Source organism: Cellulosimicrobium funkei (assembly GCF_900155925.1).
Classification (GTDB): domain Bacteria; phylum Actinomycetota; class Actinomycetes; order Actinomycetales; family Cellulomonadaceae; genus Cellulosimicrobium; species Cellulosimicrobium funkei.
Window position 1 is genome coordinate 224349 of sequence record NZ_FTMI01000004.1, and the last position, 18784, is coordinate 243132.

The following is an 18784-nucleotide window of genomic DNA, read 5'->3' on the forward strand; positions in this document are numbered from 1 at the left end:
GAAATCCAACACGATCGAACACGACCGAACATCGCTCGACCCGGCGACGAGGCCGGGCCGAGCGGGTCAGTAGCGGATCGCGTCGATCACCTTCACGCGCACGGCGACGAGCGCCGGGAGGAGCCCGGCGAGCGCGCCGACCCCGACGGCCGCGAGCATCCCGGTCACGGCGGCCGAGAACGGGAAGCCGGGCGCGTCCTGGACGGCCGAGCCCATGAGCACGTCGAGCGGGACGTTGTGCAGCACGACGACCGCGACCGTCACGCCCAGCACGCCCGCGACGGTCGTCGCGACGACGCTCTCCATCATCACGGAGAAGAAGACGCGCCCCGAGCTCGCGCCGAAGCTGCGGCGGATCCCGATCTCGCGGATCCGGTACCGCACCGTGACGAGCGCGATGTTCACGAGCCCGAGCCCGCCGAGCAGCAGCGCGATCGCGCTCACGCCGAGCACGACCCACCGGATCGCGCCGTCGACGACCGTCGCCGACGGCGAGTCGGACCGGTAGACGTCGGCCTGGACGCCCTCGATCGCTCCCGCCACGTCGCGGCGCACCGTCTCGACGAGCGCGTCGGACATGTCGTCGGGCACCCACAGCTCGAGCCGGGGCGGCCCCATCATCTCCAGCGACTCGGGCGTGACCCACGTCGACTGGGCGTCGACCAGCGCGTACGCGACCGGGTCCATGTCCGGCCAGTCGTCGGGGAAGGCCCCGACCACGGTCGCGACGACCGGGTTGTCCCCGCCGATCGTCACCGTCGGGTGCTCGGCCACGGTCACGCCGCCGAGCGCGTCGAGGAACGCCTGGTTGACGACGAGCGCGGGCGCGAGACGGTCCGCGTCCGCCTCGGTGAACCAGCGACCCGACGTCACCTGGAAGCGGTGCATCGTGGCCCAGTCGGGCTCCACCCCCGTCGTGGTGATCTCGCGCGTGCCGCCGGGGAACCGCACCGGTGCGGGCGCGTCGCGCAGCATCGAGGAGTAGCCGATGCCGTAGCGGTCGACGATCTCGTCGTACACCTGCTCGTACTCCTCCGCCGCGGGCATGACGCTCCCGCCGTCGCCCGTGGGCCATGCCGAGACCTGGAGCGTCGCGGGGCGACCGCCCCAGCGTTCGTTCTGCTCGGCCGAGACCTGGCGCAGCATCTCCCCGGCGGCCGAGATCGTGGTGATCGCGCAGACCGCGACGGCGACGCCGACGAGCGCGAGCAGCACCCGGACCTTGTGGACGCGCAGCTCGTCCCACGCCTCGAGGAGGGCGCCGACGACGCCGGTCATGCCGTCTCTCCCGCGTCGTGCCCGGTGCCGGCCGAGACGCTGGTCGAGCTGCCCGCCGGACCGCCGACCGAGGCTCCTGCCGGGGTGCGGGCGGCGAGCACCGGGCCGGTCCCGACGAGCGGGCGGGCCACGTGCTCGGCCTGGTGGTCGTGGCTCGTCCCGGGGTCGGTCCCGGGATCGTGGTCGGTGCTCGGCGCGGTGCCGAGCGCCCCGAGGGACCCGGCGCTGCGCGCGCTGATGGAGATCGGGGTGAGCACGCCGTCCGCGAGCCGGAACTGGCGGGCGGCGCGCGACGCGACGGCGAGGTCGTGCGTGATCGCGATGAGCGCGGACCCGTTCTCGCCGGCGATGGCGTCGAGCAGGTCCATGACCTCGCTCCCCGTGTCGACGTCGAGCGCTCCCGTGGGCTCGTCCGCGAGGATGACGCGCGGGACCCGCACGAGCGCACGCGCGATGGCGACGCGCTGCTGCTCGCCGCCGGAGAGCTTCTCCGGGGTCGTGTCGAGCCGGTCGCCGAGGCCGACCCGCTCGAGCATCTGGGCGGCCAGCGTGCGCCGCTGCCAGAACTGCCGTCCGCGCGCGTAGAGCAGCGGGGCGACGACGTTCTCGAGCGCGGTACGGCCCTGCAGCAGGTTGAACTGCTGGAACACGAACCCGAAGTCCGTGCCGCGGCGCCGCGCCCGGGCGCGGCCCGAGAGCCGGCCGATCGGGACGCCGTCGAGCAGGTAGTCCCCGCTCGTCGGGCTGTCGAGGAGGCCGAGGATGTTGAGCAGGGTCGACTTGCCCGTCCCCGAGCGCCCCACGATCGAGACGTGCTCGCCCGCGCCGACCGTGAGGTCGATGCCGCGCAGGATCTCGAGCTCGCGGTCGTCGGGGAGCAGCACCGAGCGGGTGACCCCGCTGAGCTCCAGGAGGCCCATCAGTACGAGGCCTCGCTGTCGTCCGTCATCATCATGTCGTCCATGACCGGCATGACGTCCTGACCGGGCACGAACTCGAGGACCTCGTCGCCCTCGGCGAGTCCCTCGGTCACCTGGACGACCGCGCCGTCGGTGAGTCCGAGCGTCACGGTGCGCTCCTCGGGCTCGCCCTCCGCGCCGACGACCCACACCTTGCCCTGCTCGACGCGACCGAGGACCGCCGTCACGGGCACCACGAGGGCTCCCTCGACGGATCCCGCGGTGATCTCGAGCTCGGCGGCGAGCCCGGCGAAGACGGTGACGTCGCCCGGGACGGCGCACGTCACGCTCGCGGACGACGCACCGCCGGCCGGGTCGGGTGCGCCCTCCTCGGGCGCGTTCTCGGGGGCGGCGGCGGCGCCCATGCGGAGGTTCGTGCACACGAACGGCGCGGGACCGCCGGTGACCGTGACGGTCGCCTCGCCGGGGATCTGGAGGAGCCGGAACTGCTGCTCGGCGACCATGCTGGCCGTGACCGAGAGCGTGCCGGGCGAGATGGTCGCGAAGTCGTCGCCGACGGCCACCTCCTGGTCCTTGAGCGCGGTGAACGTGGCGACCGTCCCGCCGATGGTGGCCTCGACGGTCTCGCGCGTGACCTTCGGTCGGCGCTCGGTGACCGTGACCTCGCCCGTCTCGGGGTCGGTCTCGGTGAGGGGCTCGCGGGGCTCCTCGAGGGTGACCTCGAGGAGGGACGCGCCCGCCTGGACCACGTCGCCCGGCTTGGCGAGCACCGCCGTGACCACCCCGCGCTGCGTCACCTTCTGCGGAGCGGCCGGGTCGGCGACGACCTGCCCGGTCAGCTTCACGGTGTTGGTGACGTCTCCTGTGGAGACGGCCACGCGGGGTTCCACGAGCTCGGCCGTGGGGAACGCGGGGTCGGTCGCGGGCTCGGGTGCCGAGCGGAACGCGATCACGGCGAGCAGGGCGGCGATCGCCGCCCAGATGACGATGCGGAGGGCGGGGAAGACGATCCGGCGGGTGATACCCACGTGCGGGCTCCTGGGACGACGGTGGCGGGACGGCGAGCGGGCGCTCCTGGCGGGGCCGACGACGGCCCGGCCCGAGGCTAGGGCGGCGACACGGACGGTGTCGTCATCCCTGGGGAGGAGTTCTGCCGCGGCTTCGTCACTGACGGGTCACCGACCGGTCAGGTCGACGTGACCACGTGGGGCGGGCGTGCGCTCCCGGCGGACAGCAGCGCTCTGCCCGGGCAACGGGGGCGGCGTCGCAGGTCAGGGGTATCGCGCGCGAGATGTGGGCAGGGCGGAGCGGCGGCGATGCCACGACACGATCCCCCTCACCGGCCCGACGGCCGTCCCCCCGGACGAGATGCGGGCGAGACTATACCGTGGCGCGCGGAAAAGACAGGAAAAGGACGGTGAAAGACCGGCTGACGTCCGCAGGCCGCGCGTCAGACGACGGTGACCCCGAGCGACCGCCCCGCGAGCCCGCGGGGCCGGCGCGCGAGACCCGCGGCGACGTCGCGCAGCGCGGCGGCGGCGGGGGAGCCCGGGTCGGAGAGCACGACCGGGGTGCCGCCGTCGCCCGCCTCGCGCAGCGACACGTCGAGCGGCACCTGGCCGAGGAGAGGGACGGTGGTCCCCGTGGCGCGCGACAGGTTCGCCGCGACGCGCTCGCCGCCGCCCGCGCCGAACACCTCGAGGCGCGACCCGTCGGGCTGCTTGAGCCACGACATGTTCTCGACGACGCCGACGACGCCCTGCTGGGTCTGCGTCGCGACCGACCCGGCGCGCTCGGCGACCTCCGCGGCGGCGACCTGCGGCGTCGTGACGACGACGATCTCGCTGCCGGGCAGGAGCTGCGCGACCGAGATCGCGATGTCGCCCGTGCCGGGCGGGAGGTCGAGGAGCAGCACGTCGAGGTCGCCCCAGAACACGTCCGCGAGGAACTGCTGGAGCGCGCGGTGCAGCATCGGGCCGCGCCACACGACGGGCTGGCCCGGGGGCACGAACATGCCGATCGAGACGACCTTCACGCCGTGCGCGATCGGCGGCAGGAGCATGTTGTCCACGCGCGTGGGCTGCCGGTCGACGCCGAGCATGCGCGGGATGGAGAACCCGTAGATGTCGGCGTCGACGACGCCGACCTCGAGGCCCTGCGCGGCGAGCGCGACCGCGAGGTTCGCGGTGACCGACGACTTGCCCACCCCGCCCTTGCCCGACGCGATCGCGTACACCTTCGTCAGCGACCCGGGCTTGGCGAAGGGGATCTCGGGCTCGCCCACGCCGCCGCGCAGCATCGTGCGCAGCTCGGCGCGCTGCTCCGCGGTCATGACGCCGAGGTCGACCCGGACGTCCGCCACGCCGTCGACCGCGCGCACCGCGGCGTCGACGTCGCGCGCGAGCGTGTCGCGCATCGGGCACGTGGCGACCGTGAGGTCGACGCCCACCGTCACGACGGCGCCCGGCGCGCCGGGCTCGACGTCGACCGAGCGGATCATGCCGAGGTCCGTGACGGGGCGGCGGATCTCGGGGTCCAGGACCGTGGTGAGGGCCTGCCGGACGGCGTGCTCGAGCGGGTCTGCGGCGGGGTCGGGCATGCCCCCATCGTAGGCGCGGCCGGAGCCCGGTCGGCCGGGTCGGAGGTCCCGGACCGGACGTGAGCCCCGTCGCACGACGAGCGCCGCGGATCGGCGCTACCGTGCACGGATGGACGCCCTGGCCTCCCTCGCGCGGGACAGCGAGCTGTTCGGCGACGCCGTGCGCAGCGCCCCGCCCGACGCGCGCGTGCCCGCGTGCCCCGAGTGGACGGGCGCCGACCTGCTCTACCACCTCGCCGAGGTGCAGGACTTCTGGGCGCGCGTCGTCGGCCCGGCTCCCGGGGAGGGGGTCGACGGCGACGAGGTCGAGCCGCTCGCGCGGCCGGCGTCCGACGCCGAGCTGCCCGCGCTGCTCCAGCGCTCGACGAGCCGGCTCGTCGCGGCGCTCACCGGTCGCGACCCCGACGAGCCGTGCTGGTCGTGGCACGACGACGGCCGGCACGTCGGCTGGGTGCTGCGACGCCAGGCGCACGAGGCGCTCGTCCACCGCGCCGACGCGGAGCTCACGGCCGGGCGCGACGTCACGCCCGCCGACCCGGCCGTCGCGGCAGACGGGGTCGACGAGGTGCTGTCCGTCATGGTCGACGGGGTGCCCGGGTGGGGCGTCTTCACGCCCGACGGCGCGACGGTCTCCGTCGTCGTCGACGGGCCGGGGGAGCGGCCGCGGAGCTGGGAGCTCGCGTTCGGCCGCTTCACGGGGACCGGTCCGGAGTCGGGGACGGCGTACGACCTCGACGTCGCCCAGCTCGTCGACCTGCCCGGCTCGACGACCACGCAGGTGGCCGGCCCGGCCTGGGCGCTCGACCTGTGGCTGTGGGGCCGGGGCCCGGCGGACGGGCTCGCCGTCGCGGGCGACCCCGCCCTCGCCGAGCGGCTGCGCCGGGTCGCGGCGGAGGGCACGCAGTAGGGCCCCGAGGTCAGCGGTCGGCGACCTCGTCGTCGGGCTGACGCGCCGCCTTCTCCTCCAGCTCCTCGAGCAGGTTGCGGATCTCGGACCGCACGAAGTCGCGCGTGGCGACCTCGCTCAGCGCGATGCGCAGCGCGGCCATCTCGCGCGCGAGGTACTCGGTGTCCGCGAGGTTGCGCTCCGCGCGCTGGCGGTCCTGCTCGGCGGTGACGCGGTCGCGGTCGTCCTGCCGGTTCTGCGCGAGCAGGATGAGCGGCGCGGCGTACGACGCCTGGAGCGAGAGCATGAGCGTGAGCGCGGTGAACCCGAACTCGGCCGAGTCGAAACGCAGCCCCTCCGGGCCCCACGAGTTCCACGCGATCCACAGCGCGCAGAAGACGGTGAGGTAGACGAGGAACCGCGGGGTGCCGAGGAAGCGCGCGATGCCCTCGGTCGAGCGGCCGACGGCGTCCTGGTCGACCCTGACCCGCGGGAAGAACGTGCGGCGCGCGGTCTTCGGGGTGTCGAGACGGTCAGCCACGGGCCACCCCCGCGGTGCCCGGACGGCCGGGGGTGCCCGCGGTGGGCGTGCGCCCGCTCGCGACGGCCCGGCGCGCGGCCTCGGTGTCCTCGTCGTCGGTCTCGCGCCAGTCGTCGGGCAGCATGTGGTCGAGCACGTCGTCCACGCTGATCGCGCCGAGCAGGCGTTTCTCCGCGTCGAGCACGGGCACGCACAGCAGGTCGTAGGTCGCGAGGATGCGGGTCACGCGCCCGAGCGGCGCGTCGGGCGTGACGCCCTCGACGTCGGAGTCGAGCACCGAGCCGACGGCCGCGTGCGGGGGCTCGCGCAGCAGGCGCTGGAAGTGCGCGACGCCGAGGAACCGGCCCGTGGGCGTCTCGAGCGGCGGGCGCGCGACGAACACCATCGACGCGAGCGCGGGCGCGAGGTCCTTGCGGCGGATCTGCGCGAGCGCGGTCGCGATGGTGGTCTCCGGGCCGAGCACGACCGGGTCGGACGTCATGAGCCCGCCCGCGGTGTCCTCGGCGTATGACAGGAGACGGCGCACGTCGCGCGCCTCGTCGGGCTCCATGAGCTCGAGGAGCTGGGCGGCCTGGGCCTCGGGGAGCTCGTGCAGCAGGTCGGCCGCGTCGTCGGGCTGCATCGCCTCGAGGACGTCGGCGGCGCGGTCCGTGTCGAGCCCGGAGAGGATCGCGACCTGGTCGTCCTCGGGCAGCTCCTCCAGCACGTCGGCGAGCCGCTCGTTGTCGAGCGCGCCCGCGACCTCGAGCCGGCGCGTGTCGCCGAGGTCGTGGATGACGTCGGCGAGGTCGGCGGGCTTGAGGTCGTCGTAGGCGGCGAGGAGCATCGCGGCGCCCTGCGCCTCGGTGCTCCCGGCGAGCCCGGTCACGGCGTCGACGTCGACGACGAGCGCGTCGCCCCGTCGGCGCAGCCCCAGCGTCCCCTTGTGCTGCGCCTGCCGGCGCACGTACAGCTTGGTGACGAGCCAGTCGCCCGTGCGCTGGCGCTCGATCGCGAGGTCCTCGACCGTCGCCGAGCCCGACCCGTCGACGAACTGCACCGTGCGCTCCAGCAGCTCGCTGACGGCGAGCGTCTCCATCGCGCGCTGCTCGAACCGGCGCATGTTGACGAGCCCGGTGGAGATGACCTGGCCCGCGTCGATGCTCGTCACGCGCGTCAGGGGCAGGAAGACCCGACGCCGGCCGGGCACCTCGACGACCAGGCCCACCGCGCGCGGGGCTCCCTTGGGCCGGATGAGCACGACGACGTCCCGCACCCGCCCGACCTGGTCGCCGATGGGGTCGAACACGCTGGTCCCGGCCAGGCGCGCGACGAAGACGGTGGTGGCTGCACTCACGCCGCCAGCCTACGCACGCGCCCCCGTCGCCGCGCTCCGTCCCGGCAGGTGGCGGGCGTCACCGGTCGCCTGCCGGCCGTCCGTCGCGGGCCGGGGACGGGGACGGCCCTCGCGCGCTCCGCCCGGGTAGGACAGACTGGGCGAATGAGCATGTCACGCCCGGGCGCCGTCCCCCGTGTCCCCACCCCGCCGCGCGGCGAGGAGGTGGCGTCGTACGCGACCTACCTCGAGGCGCAGAAGGCGGTCGACTTCCTCTCGGACAACAAGTTCGCGGTCGAGCTCGTGACGATCGTCGGCACCGACCTCAAGATGGTCGAGCGCGTGACGGGCCGTCTCACCTACGGTCGCGTCGCGATCGCGGGTGCCGCGTCCGGCGCGTGGTTCGGCCTCTTCGTCGGCCTGCTGCTCTTCATGTTCTCCGGCCAGGGCGGGTTCGTGCTCACCGCCGTCGGGATCGGCGCCGGGTTCGGCCTGCTCTTCTCGGTGCTGTCGTACGCGCTGACGCAGGGCAAGCGCGACTTCACGTCGCAGAGCCAGATCGTCGCCTCGTCCTACGGCATCCTCTGCGCGCCCGAGCGGGCGGGCGAGGCGCGCCAGCTCCTGGGCCGCATGCCCGAGGGCGCGGGCGGTGTCCGCGGGCCCGCCGCCCCGGCCAACCCCGGCTGGGGCACCCCCGGCACCCCACCCCCCGCCGCTCCGCACGCGCCGGCCCCGGAGCCCTCGGCGGGCGTCCCCGCGCCGACCCCTCCGGCGGCGCCCCCGACCCGCACGCCCGACCCGCGCTGGACGACGCCGTCGGGCGAGCCGCGCTACGGCGCGATGCGGCCGGCGTCGGACCAGCCGACCGACGCGCCCGCGCCCGACGCCGCACCCGGGCAGGCACCCGCCCCCGGTGCGCACCCCGACCAGCCCGAGCGCCCGGCCTGACGCACCGCTCGCGGGGCGACCGGGACGTCTCTCGGAGGAGACGACGAGGGCCGGCCGTCGGACGTCGTCGTCCGTCGGCCGGCCCTCGGCGGAAGCGCCGCTAGCGCTTCCGCGACTTCACTGCGGTCTCGGCAGCCCTCTCGCGCTTCTGGGCGCGCTTCTCCTTGATGGACATCGACGCTTCCTTCTTGATGCTCTTCGCCACGTGAGTTCACCTCCCCTCACCGGTGGATGAACGGGCCACCATAGCCCAGTTCCTCCGCCGGTGAGCCGGGCCCGCTCAGCCGCGCAGCCGCGCCATCCAGGCCTCGACGTCCTCGGGCCGACGGGGGAGCGCGGCCGACAGGTTCTCGTTGCCGTCGGCGGTGACGAGGACGTCGTCCTCGATGCGGACGCCGATCCCGCGGTACTCCGCCGGGACGGCCAGGTCGTCCGCCTTGAAGTACAGCCCCGGCTCGATCGTGAAGACCATGCCCGGCTCGAGCACCCCGTCGAGGTAGAGCTCGCGGCGCGCCTGCGCGCAGTCGTGCACGTCGAGGCCGAGGTGGTGGCTCGTGCCGTGCACCATCCAGCGGCGGTGCTGCTGGCCCTCGGGCGAGAGCGACTCGGCGGCGCTCACCGGGAGCAGGCCCCACTCCTCCAGGCGCGCGGCGATGACCTCCATCGCGGCGGCGTGCACGTCGCGGAAGCGCGCGCCCGGCACCGCGACCGCGAACGCGGCGTCCGCGGCGTCGAGCACGGCCTGGTACACGCGGCGCTGGACGTCGGTGAACTCGCCGTCGACGGGCAGCGTGCGCGTCACGTCGGCCGTGTAGAGCGAGTCGACCTCGACGCCCGCGTCGAGCAGCACGAGCTCGCCGGTCCGCACGACGCCGTCGTTGCGGATCCAGTGCAGCGTCGTCGCGTGCTCGCCGGCTGCGGCGATCGTCTCGTAGCCGACGGTGTTGCCCTCGAGGCGCGCGTGGGCGTCGAACGTCGTCTCGATGACGCGCTCGCCGCGACGGTGCCCGACGGCGCGCGGCAGGCTCCGCACGACCTCCTCGAAGCCCGCGATCGTCGCCGCGACGGCCTCGCGCACCTGCTCGACCTCGTGCGCGTCCTTGACCAGGCGCAGCTCGGAGACCGCCTCGACCAGCGCGGCGTCCGTGCGGCGGTACGCGGCCTCGGCGCGCGCGAGCCACTCGGCCTCGGAGAGCTGCTGGTCCTCGGCGGACGCGGCCGCCTCGACGTCGTCGACGCCCGCCTCCGCGCGGATCGCCTCGACGAGCGCCTCCACGGCCTCGTCCGCGCCCGCGACGACGAGGAGCGTGACCCCGCCGGCGCCGACGTCCTTCGCGAGCGCGTCGCGCAGCTCGTCGACGTGCCGGGCCTCCACGCCGGTCGCGGTCGTGACGTCGTCGAGCGACGGGCGGGCGCCGACCCAGAACTCGCCGTACCGTGCGTCGGCGTAGAACTCCTCCGTGTCGCGTGCGGCGAGCGGGCGGACGTACAGCACGGCGTGGTGGTCGGACCCGGCGTCCCCGGTGCCCGGCTCCACGGGGTGCAGCACGAGCACGGCGTCGGGCTCCTGGTCCGTGCCGTAGCCGGTGAGGTGCGCGAACGCCGAGTGCGGGCGGAAGCGGTAGTCCGTGTCGTTCGAGCGCGTCTTCAGCGGGCCGGCGGGCACGACGAGGCGCGCGCCCGGGAACCGGGCCGACAGCGCGGCGCGGCGTGCGACGGTGAACGGCGCGGCCGGCAGGGGCTCGACGTCGAGCGCGGCGCGCGGCGCCCAGCCGCTCGTGATGAAGGCCTTGAACGCGTCGGAGTCCGGGCGCTGGGAGCGGTTGCTGCCGCGCGCGGCCAGGTCCTGGGTCTCGCCGGGGCCGGCGTGCTCGGCGGCCTGGTCGGGCGTCTCGGACAGGGGCGCGGGCGTGACGGGGGTGGCGTCGGTCATGCCCCCAGTCTCGCACCGCGCACGCGGCCGAAGTCCGCGAGCGCGCGCCCGAGCACGCGGTTGAAGGCCTCGGGGGCCTCGCTGTTGACGTCGTGGCCGGCGCGCGGCACGACGACGAGCGCCGCGTCCGCGGCCGCGGCCAGGTAGCGCTGCTCGTCGAGGCGCATGTGGTCGCGCGCGCCGTTGACGAGCCACACCGGGACGTCGACGTCGCGCACGTGGGCGAGCCACGAGCGGCCCGCGAGCTGGGTGAGCGCGTCGGTGACGACGTGCCAGCCCGGCGCGACCGGCGTCGGCGGCCCGGCGTCGGCCGGCCCGGCCAGCGCGTACGACGACGCGGCACCGCCCGGCAGGCCGCGCCCGCCGCGGGCGATCGTGCCCCACGCGGTCGCGGTCGTGCGCGCGGCCCAGCGCGCGCCGCGGCCGACGGCGCCGCCCCCGGCGACGACGAGGCGCGCGACGTCGCGGTACAGCGCGACGGGCTTGCCCTTGGGGTCGGACGTGCAGGCCGCGGCCACCACGCCCGCGAGGTTCGCGGGGCGTCGGGCCGCCCAGGCGAGCGACGTGTAGCCGCCGAGCGAGAGGCCGACGAGCGCGACCCGGCGGTCGGGGCCGAACGACGCGGCCGCCTCGTCGAGCACCTCGAAGGAGCGGTCGAGCGTGAAGCGCTCGTGCGCGCGGGCGCCGTGCGCGGGCAGGTCGACCGCGACGGCGTCGTGCCCGAGGGCGCGCACGTGCTCGACCTGGCGGTCCCAGATCGCGCCCGAGGTGCGCATGCCGTGGACGAAGACCACCGCGGGCGCGGCCTGCGCAGGGTCGGGGGACACCGGCGTCGAAGGGGTCGAGGGGGAGGTCGGGGCGAGGGCTGCCGTGGGGGGCGTCGTGAGGGTCATCGCTCCCGACTCTGGCACCCCAGCCTGGGACGACCGTGGGGAGGGGCCGCGCCCCGTGTGGACATCGTGTGGGGGTCCCGTGCCGCCGCCTCGGTGCGTCGTCACTATCCTGGTCCCCGTGCGCATCGACCTCCACACCCACTCGACGGCGTCCGACGGCACGGACGCCCCGGGGGCGGTCGTCGAGGCCGCCGCCGCTGCCGGGCTCGACGTCGTCGCGCTGACCGACCACGACACGACGGCGGGCTGGGCGCAGGCGACGGACGCGGCGCTCGCGCACGGGGTCGCGCTCGTGCGCGGCGCGGAGATCTCGGCCCGCTCCGGCGGCATCAGCGTGCACGTGCTGTCCTACCTGCACGACCCCGCGCACGCCGCCCTCCTCGCGGAGCTGGACCGCACGCGCGACGCGCGCACGAGCCGGGCCCGGCGGATGGTTGACCTCATCGCCGAGGACTACCCGATCACGTGGGAGGATGTGCTCGCCCAGACCGTCGTGGGGACGACGATCGGGCGACCGCACATCGCCGACGCGCTCGTCGCGGCCGGGCTCGCGCCCGACCGCTCCGCCGCGTTCGCGACCATCCTCGCCACGGACACCCCGTACTACGTGCCCCACTACGCGCCCGACGCCGTCGTGGCCGTGCGCGGGATCCGCGCCGCGGGCGGCGTGCCCGTCTTCGCCCACCCGGGCGCGGACGGTCGCGGCCGCGTCGTGGCCGACGCCGTGATCGAGGAGATGGCCGAGGCGGGGCTCGCCGGGCTCGAGGTGTTCCACCGCGACCACGACGAGCGTCAGCGCGCACGGCTCGAGGACCTGGCCCGGACCCTGGGCCTGTTCGTCACCGGGTCGAGCGACTACCACGGGGCCGGCAAACCGAACCGGCTCGGGGAGAACACGACAGCACCGACCGTGCTGGAGCAGATCGAGGAGCTGGGACAGTTGGACGTGATCCGATGATCGGACGATGAGCGAGTTCTTCGACGTCCGGCTCTTCACGGAGGTCTTCGTCACCCTGTTCGTCATCATGGACCCGCCCGGCACGGTGCCGGTGTTCCTGGGCCTGACGAGCGCGATGGGCGCCAAGCAGCGCAACCAGGCGGCGCGCACCGCGATCCTCGTGGCGTTCGGCGTGATCGTCGCGTTCGCGGTGTTCGGCCAGCAGATCCTCAGCTACATGCACATCTCGCTGCCCGCGCTCCAGACGGCGGGCGGCCTGCTGCTGCTCCTCGTGGCGATGGAGCTCCTCACCGGCAAGATGGAGGAGCCGCAGCCGTCGGGCAACAAGGGCGTCAACGTCGCGCTCGTGCCGCTCGGGACGCCGCTGCTCGCCGGCCCGGGCGCGATCGTCGCGACGATGGTCTTCGTGCAGCGCGCGGGGGAGCGCGGCGGGGGCGTCGCCGAGTGGGTCGCCATCGCGGCGGGCGTCGTCGCTGTGCACGTGTGCCTGTGGCTCTCGATGCGCTTCGCGAACGTCATCAACCGCGTCCTCGGCGACTCGGGCACGATCCTCGTGACCCGCATCGCCGGTCTGCTGCTCGCAGCCATCGCCGTGCAGCTCGTCGCCGACGCCGTGATCGAGTTCGTCCAGACCGCCTGACCTCGCGTCCCGCCGTCCGGGGCGACCGGCGTCCGAGGGCGAGGCCCCCCGGACGCCGGTCGCGTGCGCGGTGGTGACCCGCTCGTCAGGGCCAGTACGCGTCGAAGCTCCGGGAGAACTCGCCGCCGTTGAAGCGGTCCCAGTTGATCGACCACGTCATGAGGCCGCGCAGCCCCGGCCAGCGCCCGTGGGTCCGGTACGACCCGCAGCCCGTGCCCTTCGTGAGGCAGTCCAGGGCCTGGGCGACCTGCGCGGGCGGGGTGTGGCCGTTGCCCGCCTGCGTGCTGGCCGGCAGGCCGATCGCGACCTGGTCGGGGCGCAGCGGGGGGAACATCTTCGTCGTGTCGCGCGCGACCGGGAAGCCGGTGAGCAGCATGTCCGTCAGCGCGACGTGGAAGTCCGCGCCGCCCATCGAGTGGTACTGGTCGTCGAGCCCCATGATCGGCCCCGAGTTGTAGTGCTGGACGTGGAGCAGCGTCAGGTCGTCGCGCAGGGCGTGGATGACCGGCAGATAGGCGCCGCAGCGCGGGTCCTGGCCACCCCACGGGCCGGAGCCGTAGAACTGGTAGCCGTTCTGGACGAAGAAGGTCTCCGGCGCCATCGTCAGCACGAAGTCGTCGCCGTACCGCGCCGTGAGCGACTTGAGCGCGGAGATGAGGTTGACGATCACGGGGGTGGTCGGGGAGCGGAAGTCCGTGTCTCCCGGGTTCAGGTACAGGGAGTGCCCCTCGAAGTCGATGTCGACCCCGTCCAGCCCGTAGGTGTCGATGATCGAGCTCACGGAGGCGACGAACGCGTCCCGCGCGGCGGTCGTCGTCAGCTGGACCTGGCCGTTCTGCCCGCCGATCGACAGGAGCACCTTCTTCCCGGCCGCGCGCTTGGCGGCGACGGCGGCCTTGAACTCCGCGACCGACTCCACGTTCGGGCACTCGGTCCGCGGGCAGAGGCTGAACCGGATGTCGCCGGACGTGACGCTCGTCGGCTCGCCGAACGCGAGGTTGATGACGTCCCACGAGTCCGGGACGTCCGCCATCCGGACGTAGCCCGAGCCGTTGGCGAACGACGTGTGCAGGTAGCCGACGAGCGCGTGCGCCGGCAGCCCGGCGCCGGGTCCGCCCCCGGTGCCGCCGGTCGCCGTGGTGACGGCGACGGCGGCGGAGCGGGGCGACTCGCCCGCGCCGTTGGTCGCGGTGACCTGGAAGGAGTAGGCGGTGGCGGCGGTGAGCCCGGAGACGGTGGTGGACGGGGCCGTGGTCGTGGCGACGCGCGTGCCGTCGCGGTAGACGGCGTAGCCGGTGGCGCCGGCGACGGCGCCCCAGGTGAGGGGCACGCTGGTGGCGGTGGGCGTCCCGGCGGTGAGGCCGGTCGGGGTCGCGGGCGGCTGCGCCGCGCCGCCGCCCGGGCCCACGAGGCTGACGTCGTCGACGACGTAGGCCGGCTGGCCGTACCAGCCGTGCACGAAGACGGTCGCGGACGTCGCCGTCGCGGTCGTCGTGAAGGTCACGCTGAGCCGCTGCCAGGTCGCGGCCGAGGGCGTCCAGGTGGTGACGTCCTGCGCCGTCGCGCCGCTCGCCCCGAGGTACGCGTAGGAGCCCTGGACCCACGCGCTGAGCGTGTAGGTCGAGGAGGGCCGGACGGCGACGGTCTGCGAGCAGCGCGCGGTGTCGGTCCCGGCGGGCGTGGCCCGGAGCGCCCCGCTGCCGGTGCGGACCGGGCTCGTGACCTGCTGCCCCGTGGAGCCGGAGCAGGTCCACCCGGACAGTCCGGACTCGAACCCGCCGTTGACGGCGAGCTCGGTGTCCGCGGCCGCGGCGGTCGTGGTGCCGGTGAGGAGCGTCCCGACGAGCGTGGCGGAGGCGACGAGGGCGAGGAGGGCGAGGAGGCTGCGCAGTCGTCGGCGTCGTGACGGGGTGGGGTCCATGGTGGTCTCGCTTTCGTCGTCGAAGGAGCGGTCCTGTCGCAAGGTCCTCGCGGTGCCGCGCGCTGGTCAACCCCCGTACGCGAGACCCCGTACGCCCCGTCTCGTCACCGAGCCAAACAGGGGATGTTAGGTTCTTTCGGTGGACCAGCCGATCATCCCTCCCCGCAAGGTGTCGGAGCTCGTCGTCGAACGGCTCATGCAGCGCGTCGAGCGCGGGGAGTGGCCCGTCGGCACCCGCATCCCGGCCGAGCCGGAGCTCGTCGCCGAGCTCGGCGTCGGGCGCAACACCGTGCGCGAGGCCGTGCGCGCGCTCGAGCACGCCGGGATCCTCGAGCCGCGGCGCGGCGACGGCACCTACGTGCGCGCGGCCGACGGGCTCGACGCCGCCCTGACCCGGCGGGCCCGCACCACGGACGCGCTCCACGTGCTCGAGGTGCGCGAGATCCTCGAGCGCGGCGCGGCGCGCGCCGCCGCGGGACGGGCCGACGCCGACGCGCTCCACCGTCTCGACGCGGCGCTCGCCGCCCAGGTCGCGGCACGCGACGGTGACGAGCAGGCCTTCCAGGCCGCCGACGTCGCCTTCCACGGCGAGGTCGTGCGCGCCGCGGGCAACCCCCTGCTGGCCGACCTCTACGACGGCCTCGACCACGCGCTCGTCCGCACGCTCCCGTCCGGCGGGCAGCGTCGGCACCACCGCGACGTCCCCGGCCACGAGGAGGTCGTCGCGGCGGTCCGGGCGGCCGACGCCGACGCGGCCGAGGCTGCCGTCGTCGCGACGATCGACGCCGTGCGGGCGCAGCTCGTCGAGGCCGCCGCGGCCGGTCGCGGCGACGCCGACGCCGGCGAGGTCGAGGCGTGAGCGGGCTGCGCCGTCCGCTGGGGCTGGCCGCCGTCGTCGCGATCGTCCTCGCGGCGCTCAACCTGCGGCCCGCCGTCGTCGCGATCTCGCCCGTGCTCGGCGAGATCCGCACGGACCTGGGCCTCAGCGCGACGGCGGCGGGCGTGCTCACGACGCTCCCCGTCCTGTGCTTCGGGCTCCTCGCGCCGCTCGCGCCCGTGCTCGCGCGGCGCTGGGGGCTCGAGCGCGCGCTCTTCGTGAGCCTCGTGCTGCTGTGCGTCGGCTTCGGGCTGCGCCTCGTGCCCTCGACCGCGGGGCTGTTCGCCGGGACGGTCGTCGCGGGGTGCGCGATCGGGCTCGGGAACGTGCTGCTGCCCGCGCTCATCAAGCGCGACTTCGCCGACCGCATCGGTCTCATGACCGGCCTCTACTCGATGGCGCTCTCCGGCGGGGCGGCGCTCGCGGCGGGCCTGACCCTGCCCGTCGCGTCCGCGGCCGGCCTCGACTGGCGCGGCGCGCTCGCGACCTGGGGCGTCCTCGCCGTGCTCGGGGCGATCGTCTGGGTGCCGCGCGCGCTGCGGCCCGACCCCGCCGGCACGGTGGCGTTCGGACCCGGCACGGGACCGGCCGCCGCGCGGTCGGTGGTGTGGCGCTCCCCGCTCGCCTGGGCGGTCACCGTCGTCATGGGCATGCAGTCGCTGTCGTTCTACGCGGTCAACGCCTGGCTGCCCGAGATCATGGTCGCGCTCGGCCGGACGCCGGAGGCGGGGGGCTGGCTCCTCGCGCTGTGCAACCTCGCGGGGATCGTCGGCTCGTTCGTGACCCCGGTCCTCGCCGGGCGCATGCCGCGCCAGCGCGGCATCGGCCTCGTGCTCGTGGTCCTCGTCGGCTCGGGGCTGCTCGGGCTCGCCGTCGCGCCCGGCGCAGCGGCGCTCTGGGTCGTGCTCGTCGGCCTCGGGCAGGGCGGCGGGATCAGCCTCGCGCTCACCCTCATGGCGCTGCGGGCGCGCGACGCCGCGCACACGTCCGAGCTCTCCGGCATGGCGCAGAGCGCCGGCTACCTGCTCGCCGCGACCGGCCCGCTCGGCCTCGGGCTCGCGCACGACGTCACCGGCGCGTGGACCCTCCCGCTCCTGCTCCTCGTCGCCGCGGCGGCCGTCCAGGGCGCCGCGGTGTGGTTCGCCGGGCGCGACGCGCACGTGCACTGACCCCGGACGCGACGGACCCCGGGTCGCGTCCCCCACGGTCCGGTGACCGTGAGGGCGCGACCCGGGGTCCGGCGTCGGGCCGTGGAGCGACTACTCGGCGGGCTGGGCGGTCGCCTCGGCGCCGCCGCCCTGCTGCTCGACCGGGCGGCCGCCGCGCGTGCGGCGACGGCTGCGGGACCGACGGCGGCGCTCCCCGCCCTCGGTCGCCGGGGCGCCCTCGGCCGCCTCGGTGCGCTCGCCCTCGGCGCGAGCGCCCGTGCGCTCTGTCTCGCCGCGACGCCCGCCCGAGCGGCCCTGGCCCCCGGACCGGCCCCGCTCGCCCTCGGAGCGGCCACGGCCGCCGTCGGACCGGCCGCCCTGGCGACCGCGCGACCCGCCCGCGGGCGTGTGCCGCTTGCCGGTCTCGCCGAGGTCCTCGATCTCCTCCGCCTCGAGCCCCGCGAGCGTGCGGCGCTCCTTGGGGAGGCGGCCCTTCGTGCCCTCGGGGATGTGCAGGTCGGTGTACAGGTGCGGCGAGCTCGAGTACGTCTCGACCGGCTCGGGGATGCCGAGGTCGAGGGCCTTGTCGATGAGCGACCAGCGGGGGATGTCGTCCCAGTCGACGAACGTCACCGCGGTGCCCTTGTTGCCCGCGCGACCGGTGCGGCCGGTGCGGTGCAGGTACGTCTTCTCGTCCTCGGGGCACTGGTAGTTCACGACGTGCGTGACGTCCTCGACGTCGATGCCGCGCGCCGCGACGTCGGTCGCGACGAGCACGTCGATCTTGCCGTTGCGGAACGCGCGCAGCGCCTGCTCGCGTGCGCCCTGGCCCAGGTCGCCGTGGATCGAGCCGGCCGCGAAGCCGCGGTCGACGAGCTCGTCCGCGACCTTCGCCGCGGTCCGCTTGGTCCGCGCGAACACGATCGTGCGCCCTCGGCCCTCGGCCTGGAGGATGCGCGCGAGCATCTCGACCTTGTCCAGCGCGTGCGCCCGGTAGACGACCTGCTCGATGTTCTTGACCGTCTGGCCGCCGTCGTCCGGGTCGTTCGCGCGGATGTGCGTCGGCTGCTTCATGTAGCGGCGCGCCATCGAGACGACGGCGCCCGGCATGGTCGCCGAGAAGAGCATCGTGTGCCGCTGCGCGGGCGTGCGCGCCAGGATCTTCTCGACGTCCGGGAGGAACCCGAGGTCGAGCATCTCGTCCGCCTCGTCGAGGACGACGGTCGCGGCGCGCGTGAGGTTGAGGTGGCCCTGGTTCATCAGGTCGATCATGCGGCCGGGCGTCCCGACGACGACCTCGACGCCGCGCGTCAGCGCCTCGACCTGCGGCTCGTAGGCGCGACCGCCGTAGAGCTGGACGATGCGCACCGAGCGGCGCTTCGAGGCCGTGGTGAGGTCGTTCGCGACCTGGACGGCGAGCTCGCGCGTCGGGACGACGACGAGCGCCTGCGGCTTGCCGGGGGAGGGCAGCTCGTCGAAGCCGGGCTCGCCCGGGGCGACGACGCGGTGCAGGAGCGGCACGCCGAAGCCGAGGGTCTTGCCGGTGCCGGTCTTGGCCTGGCCGATGATGTCGTGGCCGGACATGGCGACGGGGAGCGTCATCGCCTGGATGGGGAAGGGCTGGACGATGCCCGCGTCGGAGAGCGCGTCGACGATCTCCTGGCGCACGCCGAAGTCCGCGAAGGTCGTGTTGTCCGCGTGGACGCTCGCGGCGACGGACGTCGCGTCCGCGCTCACGTCCGGCGTCGCGTCGGTGGTGGTGGCGTCTGTGGTGGTCACTGGTGCCTCTGTCTCGTTCGGGCACGCGCGACCGTCGGCGGGCCGTCGGGGCCCGGAGCCGGGGAGGTTCCCGGTCGCGGTCGTGCGCACCTCGTGGCCGGCAGCCGATCGTGGGATGTCGTGGCCAGGCCCGCGCTGCGGACCGTGC

16 protein-coding genes are annotated in these 18784 nt (G+C 75.1%); 6 read left to right on the top strand and 10 right to left on the bottom strand.

Going from position 1 to position 18784, the window contains the following annotated elements:
* Positions 1-66: 66 nt before the first annotated feature.
* From BXA05_RS12060 to BXA05_RS12075, 4 genes are all read right to left on the bottom strand, one after another.
* Positions 67-1278 (bottom strand): ABC transporter permease, encoded by a 1212-nt coding sequence (locus BXA05_RS12060; RefSeq protein ID WP_076405141.1) that lies wholly within the window; start codon positions 1276-1278, stop codon positions 67-69.
* Positions 1275-2198: an ABC transporter ATP-binding protein gene (locus tag BXA05_RS12065; RefSeq protein WP_083711838.1), complete on the bottom strand. Its 924-nt coding sequence runs from the start codon at positions 2196-2198 to the stop codon at positions 1275-1277. Before BXA05_RS12065 ends, BXA05_RS12060 begins: the two co-directional genes overlap by 4 nt.
* On the bottom strand, positions 2198-3226 hold the full coding sequence (locus tag BXA05_RS12070; RefSeq protein ID WP_061266897.1) for an efflux RND transporter periplasmic adaptor subunit: 1029 nt from the start codon (positions 3224-3226) through the stop codon (positions 2198-2200). The genes BXA05_RS12065 and BXA05_RS12070 overlap by 1 nt, the downstream gene beginning before the upstream one ends.
* Before the next feature lie 422 nt (positions 3227-3648).
* Positions 3649-4797, bottom strand: coding sequence for an Mrp/NBP35 family ATP-binding protein (locus BXA05_RS12075; protein WP_076405142.1), 1149 nt, complete (start codon positions 4795-4797; stop codon positions 3649-3651).
* 109 nt (positions 4798-4906) lie between these two features.
* Here BXA05_RS12075 and BXA05_RS12080 point away from each other — a divergent pair, with 109 nt between their 5' ends.
* Positions 4907-5704, top strand: a complete 798-nt coding sequence (locus tag BXA05_RS12080; protein ID WP_076405143.1) for a maleylpyruvate isomerase N-terminal domain-containing protein — start codon at positions 4907-4909, stop codon at positions 5702-5704.
* A gap of 10 nt (positions 5705-5714) precedes the next feature.
* Here BXA05_RS12080 and BXA05_RS12085 read toward each other — a convergent pair whose 3' ends face one another.
* Both BXA05_RS12085 and BXA05_RS12090 read right to left on the bottom strand, forming a co-directional pair.
* Positions 5715-6224: a DUF1003 domain-containing protein gene (locus BXA05_RS12085; protein WP_034655412.1), complete on the bottom strand. Its 510-nt coding sequence runs from the start codon at positions 6222-6224 to the stop codon at positions 5715-5717.
* A complete protein-coding gene (locus BXA05_RS12090) occupies positions 6217-7560 on the bottom strand; it encodes a magnesium transporter MgtE N-terminal domain-containing protein (protein WP_051027750.1) in 1344 nt (447 codons plus the stop codon). The genes BXA05_RS12085 and BXA05_RS12090 overlap by 8 nt, the downstream gene beginning before the upstream one ends.
* Positions 7561-7704: 144 nt before the next feature.
* On the opposite strand from BXA05_RS12090, the gene BXA05_RS12095 reads away from it, so the two are divergent.
* Positions 7705-8487, top strand: coding sequence for a YflT domain-containing protein (locus BXA05_RS12095; RefSeq protein WP_076405144.1), 783 nt, complete (start codon positions 7705-7707; stop codon positions 8485-8487).
* A 280-nt stretch (positions 8488-8767) separates the two neighbouring features.
* Here BXA05_RS12095 and BXA05_RS12100 read toward each other — a convergent pair whose 3' ends face one another.
* Together BXA05_RS12100 and BXA05_RS12105 are read right to left on the bottom strand one after the other, a co-directional pair.
* Positions 8768-10420, bottom strand: a complete 1653-nt coding sequence (locus tag BXA05_RS12100) for an aminopeptidase P family protein (protein WP_083711839.1) — start codon at positions 10418-10420, stop codon at positions 8768-8770.
* The gene (locus tag BXA05_RS12105; RefSeq protein WP_083711840.1) at positions 10417-11313 is read right to left on the bottom strand and encodes an alpha/beta fold hydrolase; all 897 of its coding nucleotides are present in this window, start codon (positions 11311-11313) and stop codon (positions 10417-10419) included. The genes BXA05_RS12100 and BXA05_RS12105 overlap by 4 nt, the downstream gene beginning before the upstream one ends.
* 118 nt (positions 11314-11431) lie before the next feature.
* Here BXA05_RS12105 and BXA05_RS12110 point away from each other — a divergent pair, with 118 nt between their 5' ends.
* Positions 11432-12271 (top strand): PHP domain-containing protein, encoded by an 840-nt coding sequence (locus BXA05_RS12110; RefSeq protein WP_076405145.1) that lies wholly within the window; start codon positions 11432-11434, stop codon positions 12269-12271.
* 7 nt (positions 12272-12278) lie between these two features.
* Complete coding sequence (locus BXA05_RS12115; RefSeq protein WP_021482981.1) at positions 12279-12911, top strand: MarC family protein; 633 nt, start codon at positions 12279-12281, stop codon at positions 12909-12911.
* 85 nt (positions 12912-12996) lie between these two features.
* Here the strand turns inward: BXA05_RS12115 and BXA05_RS12120 are convergent, their stop codons facing one another.
* Positions 12997-14832 carry a chitinase gene (locus BXA05_RS12120; protein ID WP_076405146.1) on the bottom strand — a complete coding sequence of 612 codons (1836 nt, stop codon included), beginning with the start codon at positions 14830-14832 and terminating at the stop codon, positions 12997-12999.
* 139 nt (positions 14833-14971) lie between these two features.
* Here BXA05_RS12120 and BXA05_RS12125 point away from each other — a divergent pair, with 139 nt between their 5' ends.
* Together BXA05_RS12125 and BXA05_RS12130 are read left to right on the top strand one after the other, a co-directional pair.
* A complete protein-coding gene (locus tag BXA05_RS12125; RefSeq protein ID WP_143311139.1) occupies positions 14972-15691 on the top strand; it encodes a FadR/GntR family transcriptional regulator in 720 nt (239 codons plus the stop codon).
* The gene (locus BXA05_RS12130) at positions 15688-16878 is read left to right on the top strand and encodes a CynX/NimT family MFS transporter (RefSeq protein WP_076405147.1); all 1191 of its coding nucleotides are present in this window, start codon (positions 15688-15690) and stop codon (positions 16876-16878) included. The genes BXA05_RS12125 and BXA05_RS12130 overlap by 4 nt, the downstream gene beginning before the upstream one ends.
* A gap of 90 nt (positions 16879-16968) precedes the next feature.
* On the opposite strand, the gene BXA05_RS12135 is transcribed toward BXA05_RS12130, so the two are convergent.
* Positions 16969-18636 (bottom strand): DEAD/DEAH box helicase, encoded by a 1668-nt coding sequence (locus tag BXA05_RS12135; protein WP_076405148.1) that lies wholly within the window; start codon positions 18634-18636, stop codon positions 16969-16971.
* Positions 18637-18784 lie beyond the last annotated feature (148 nt).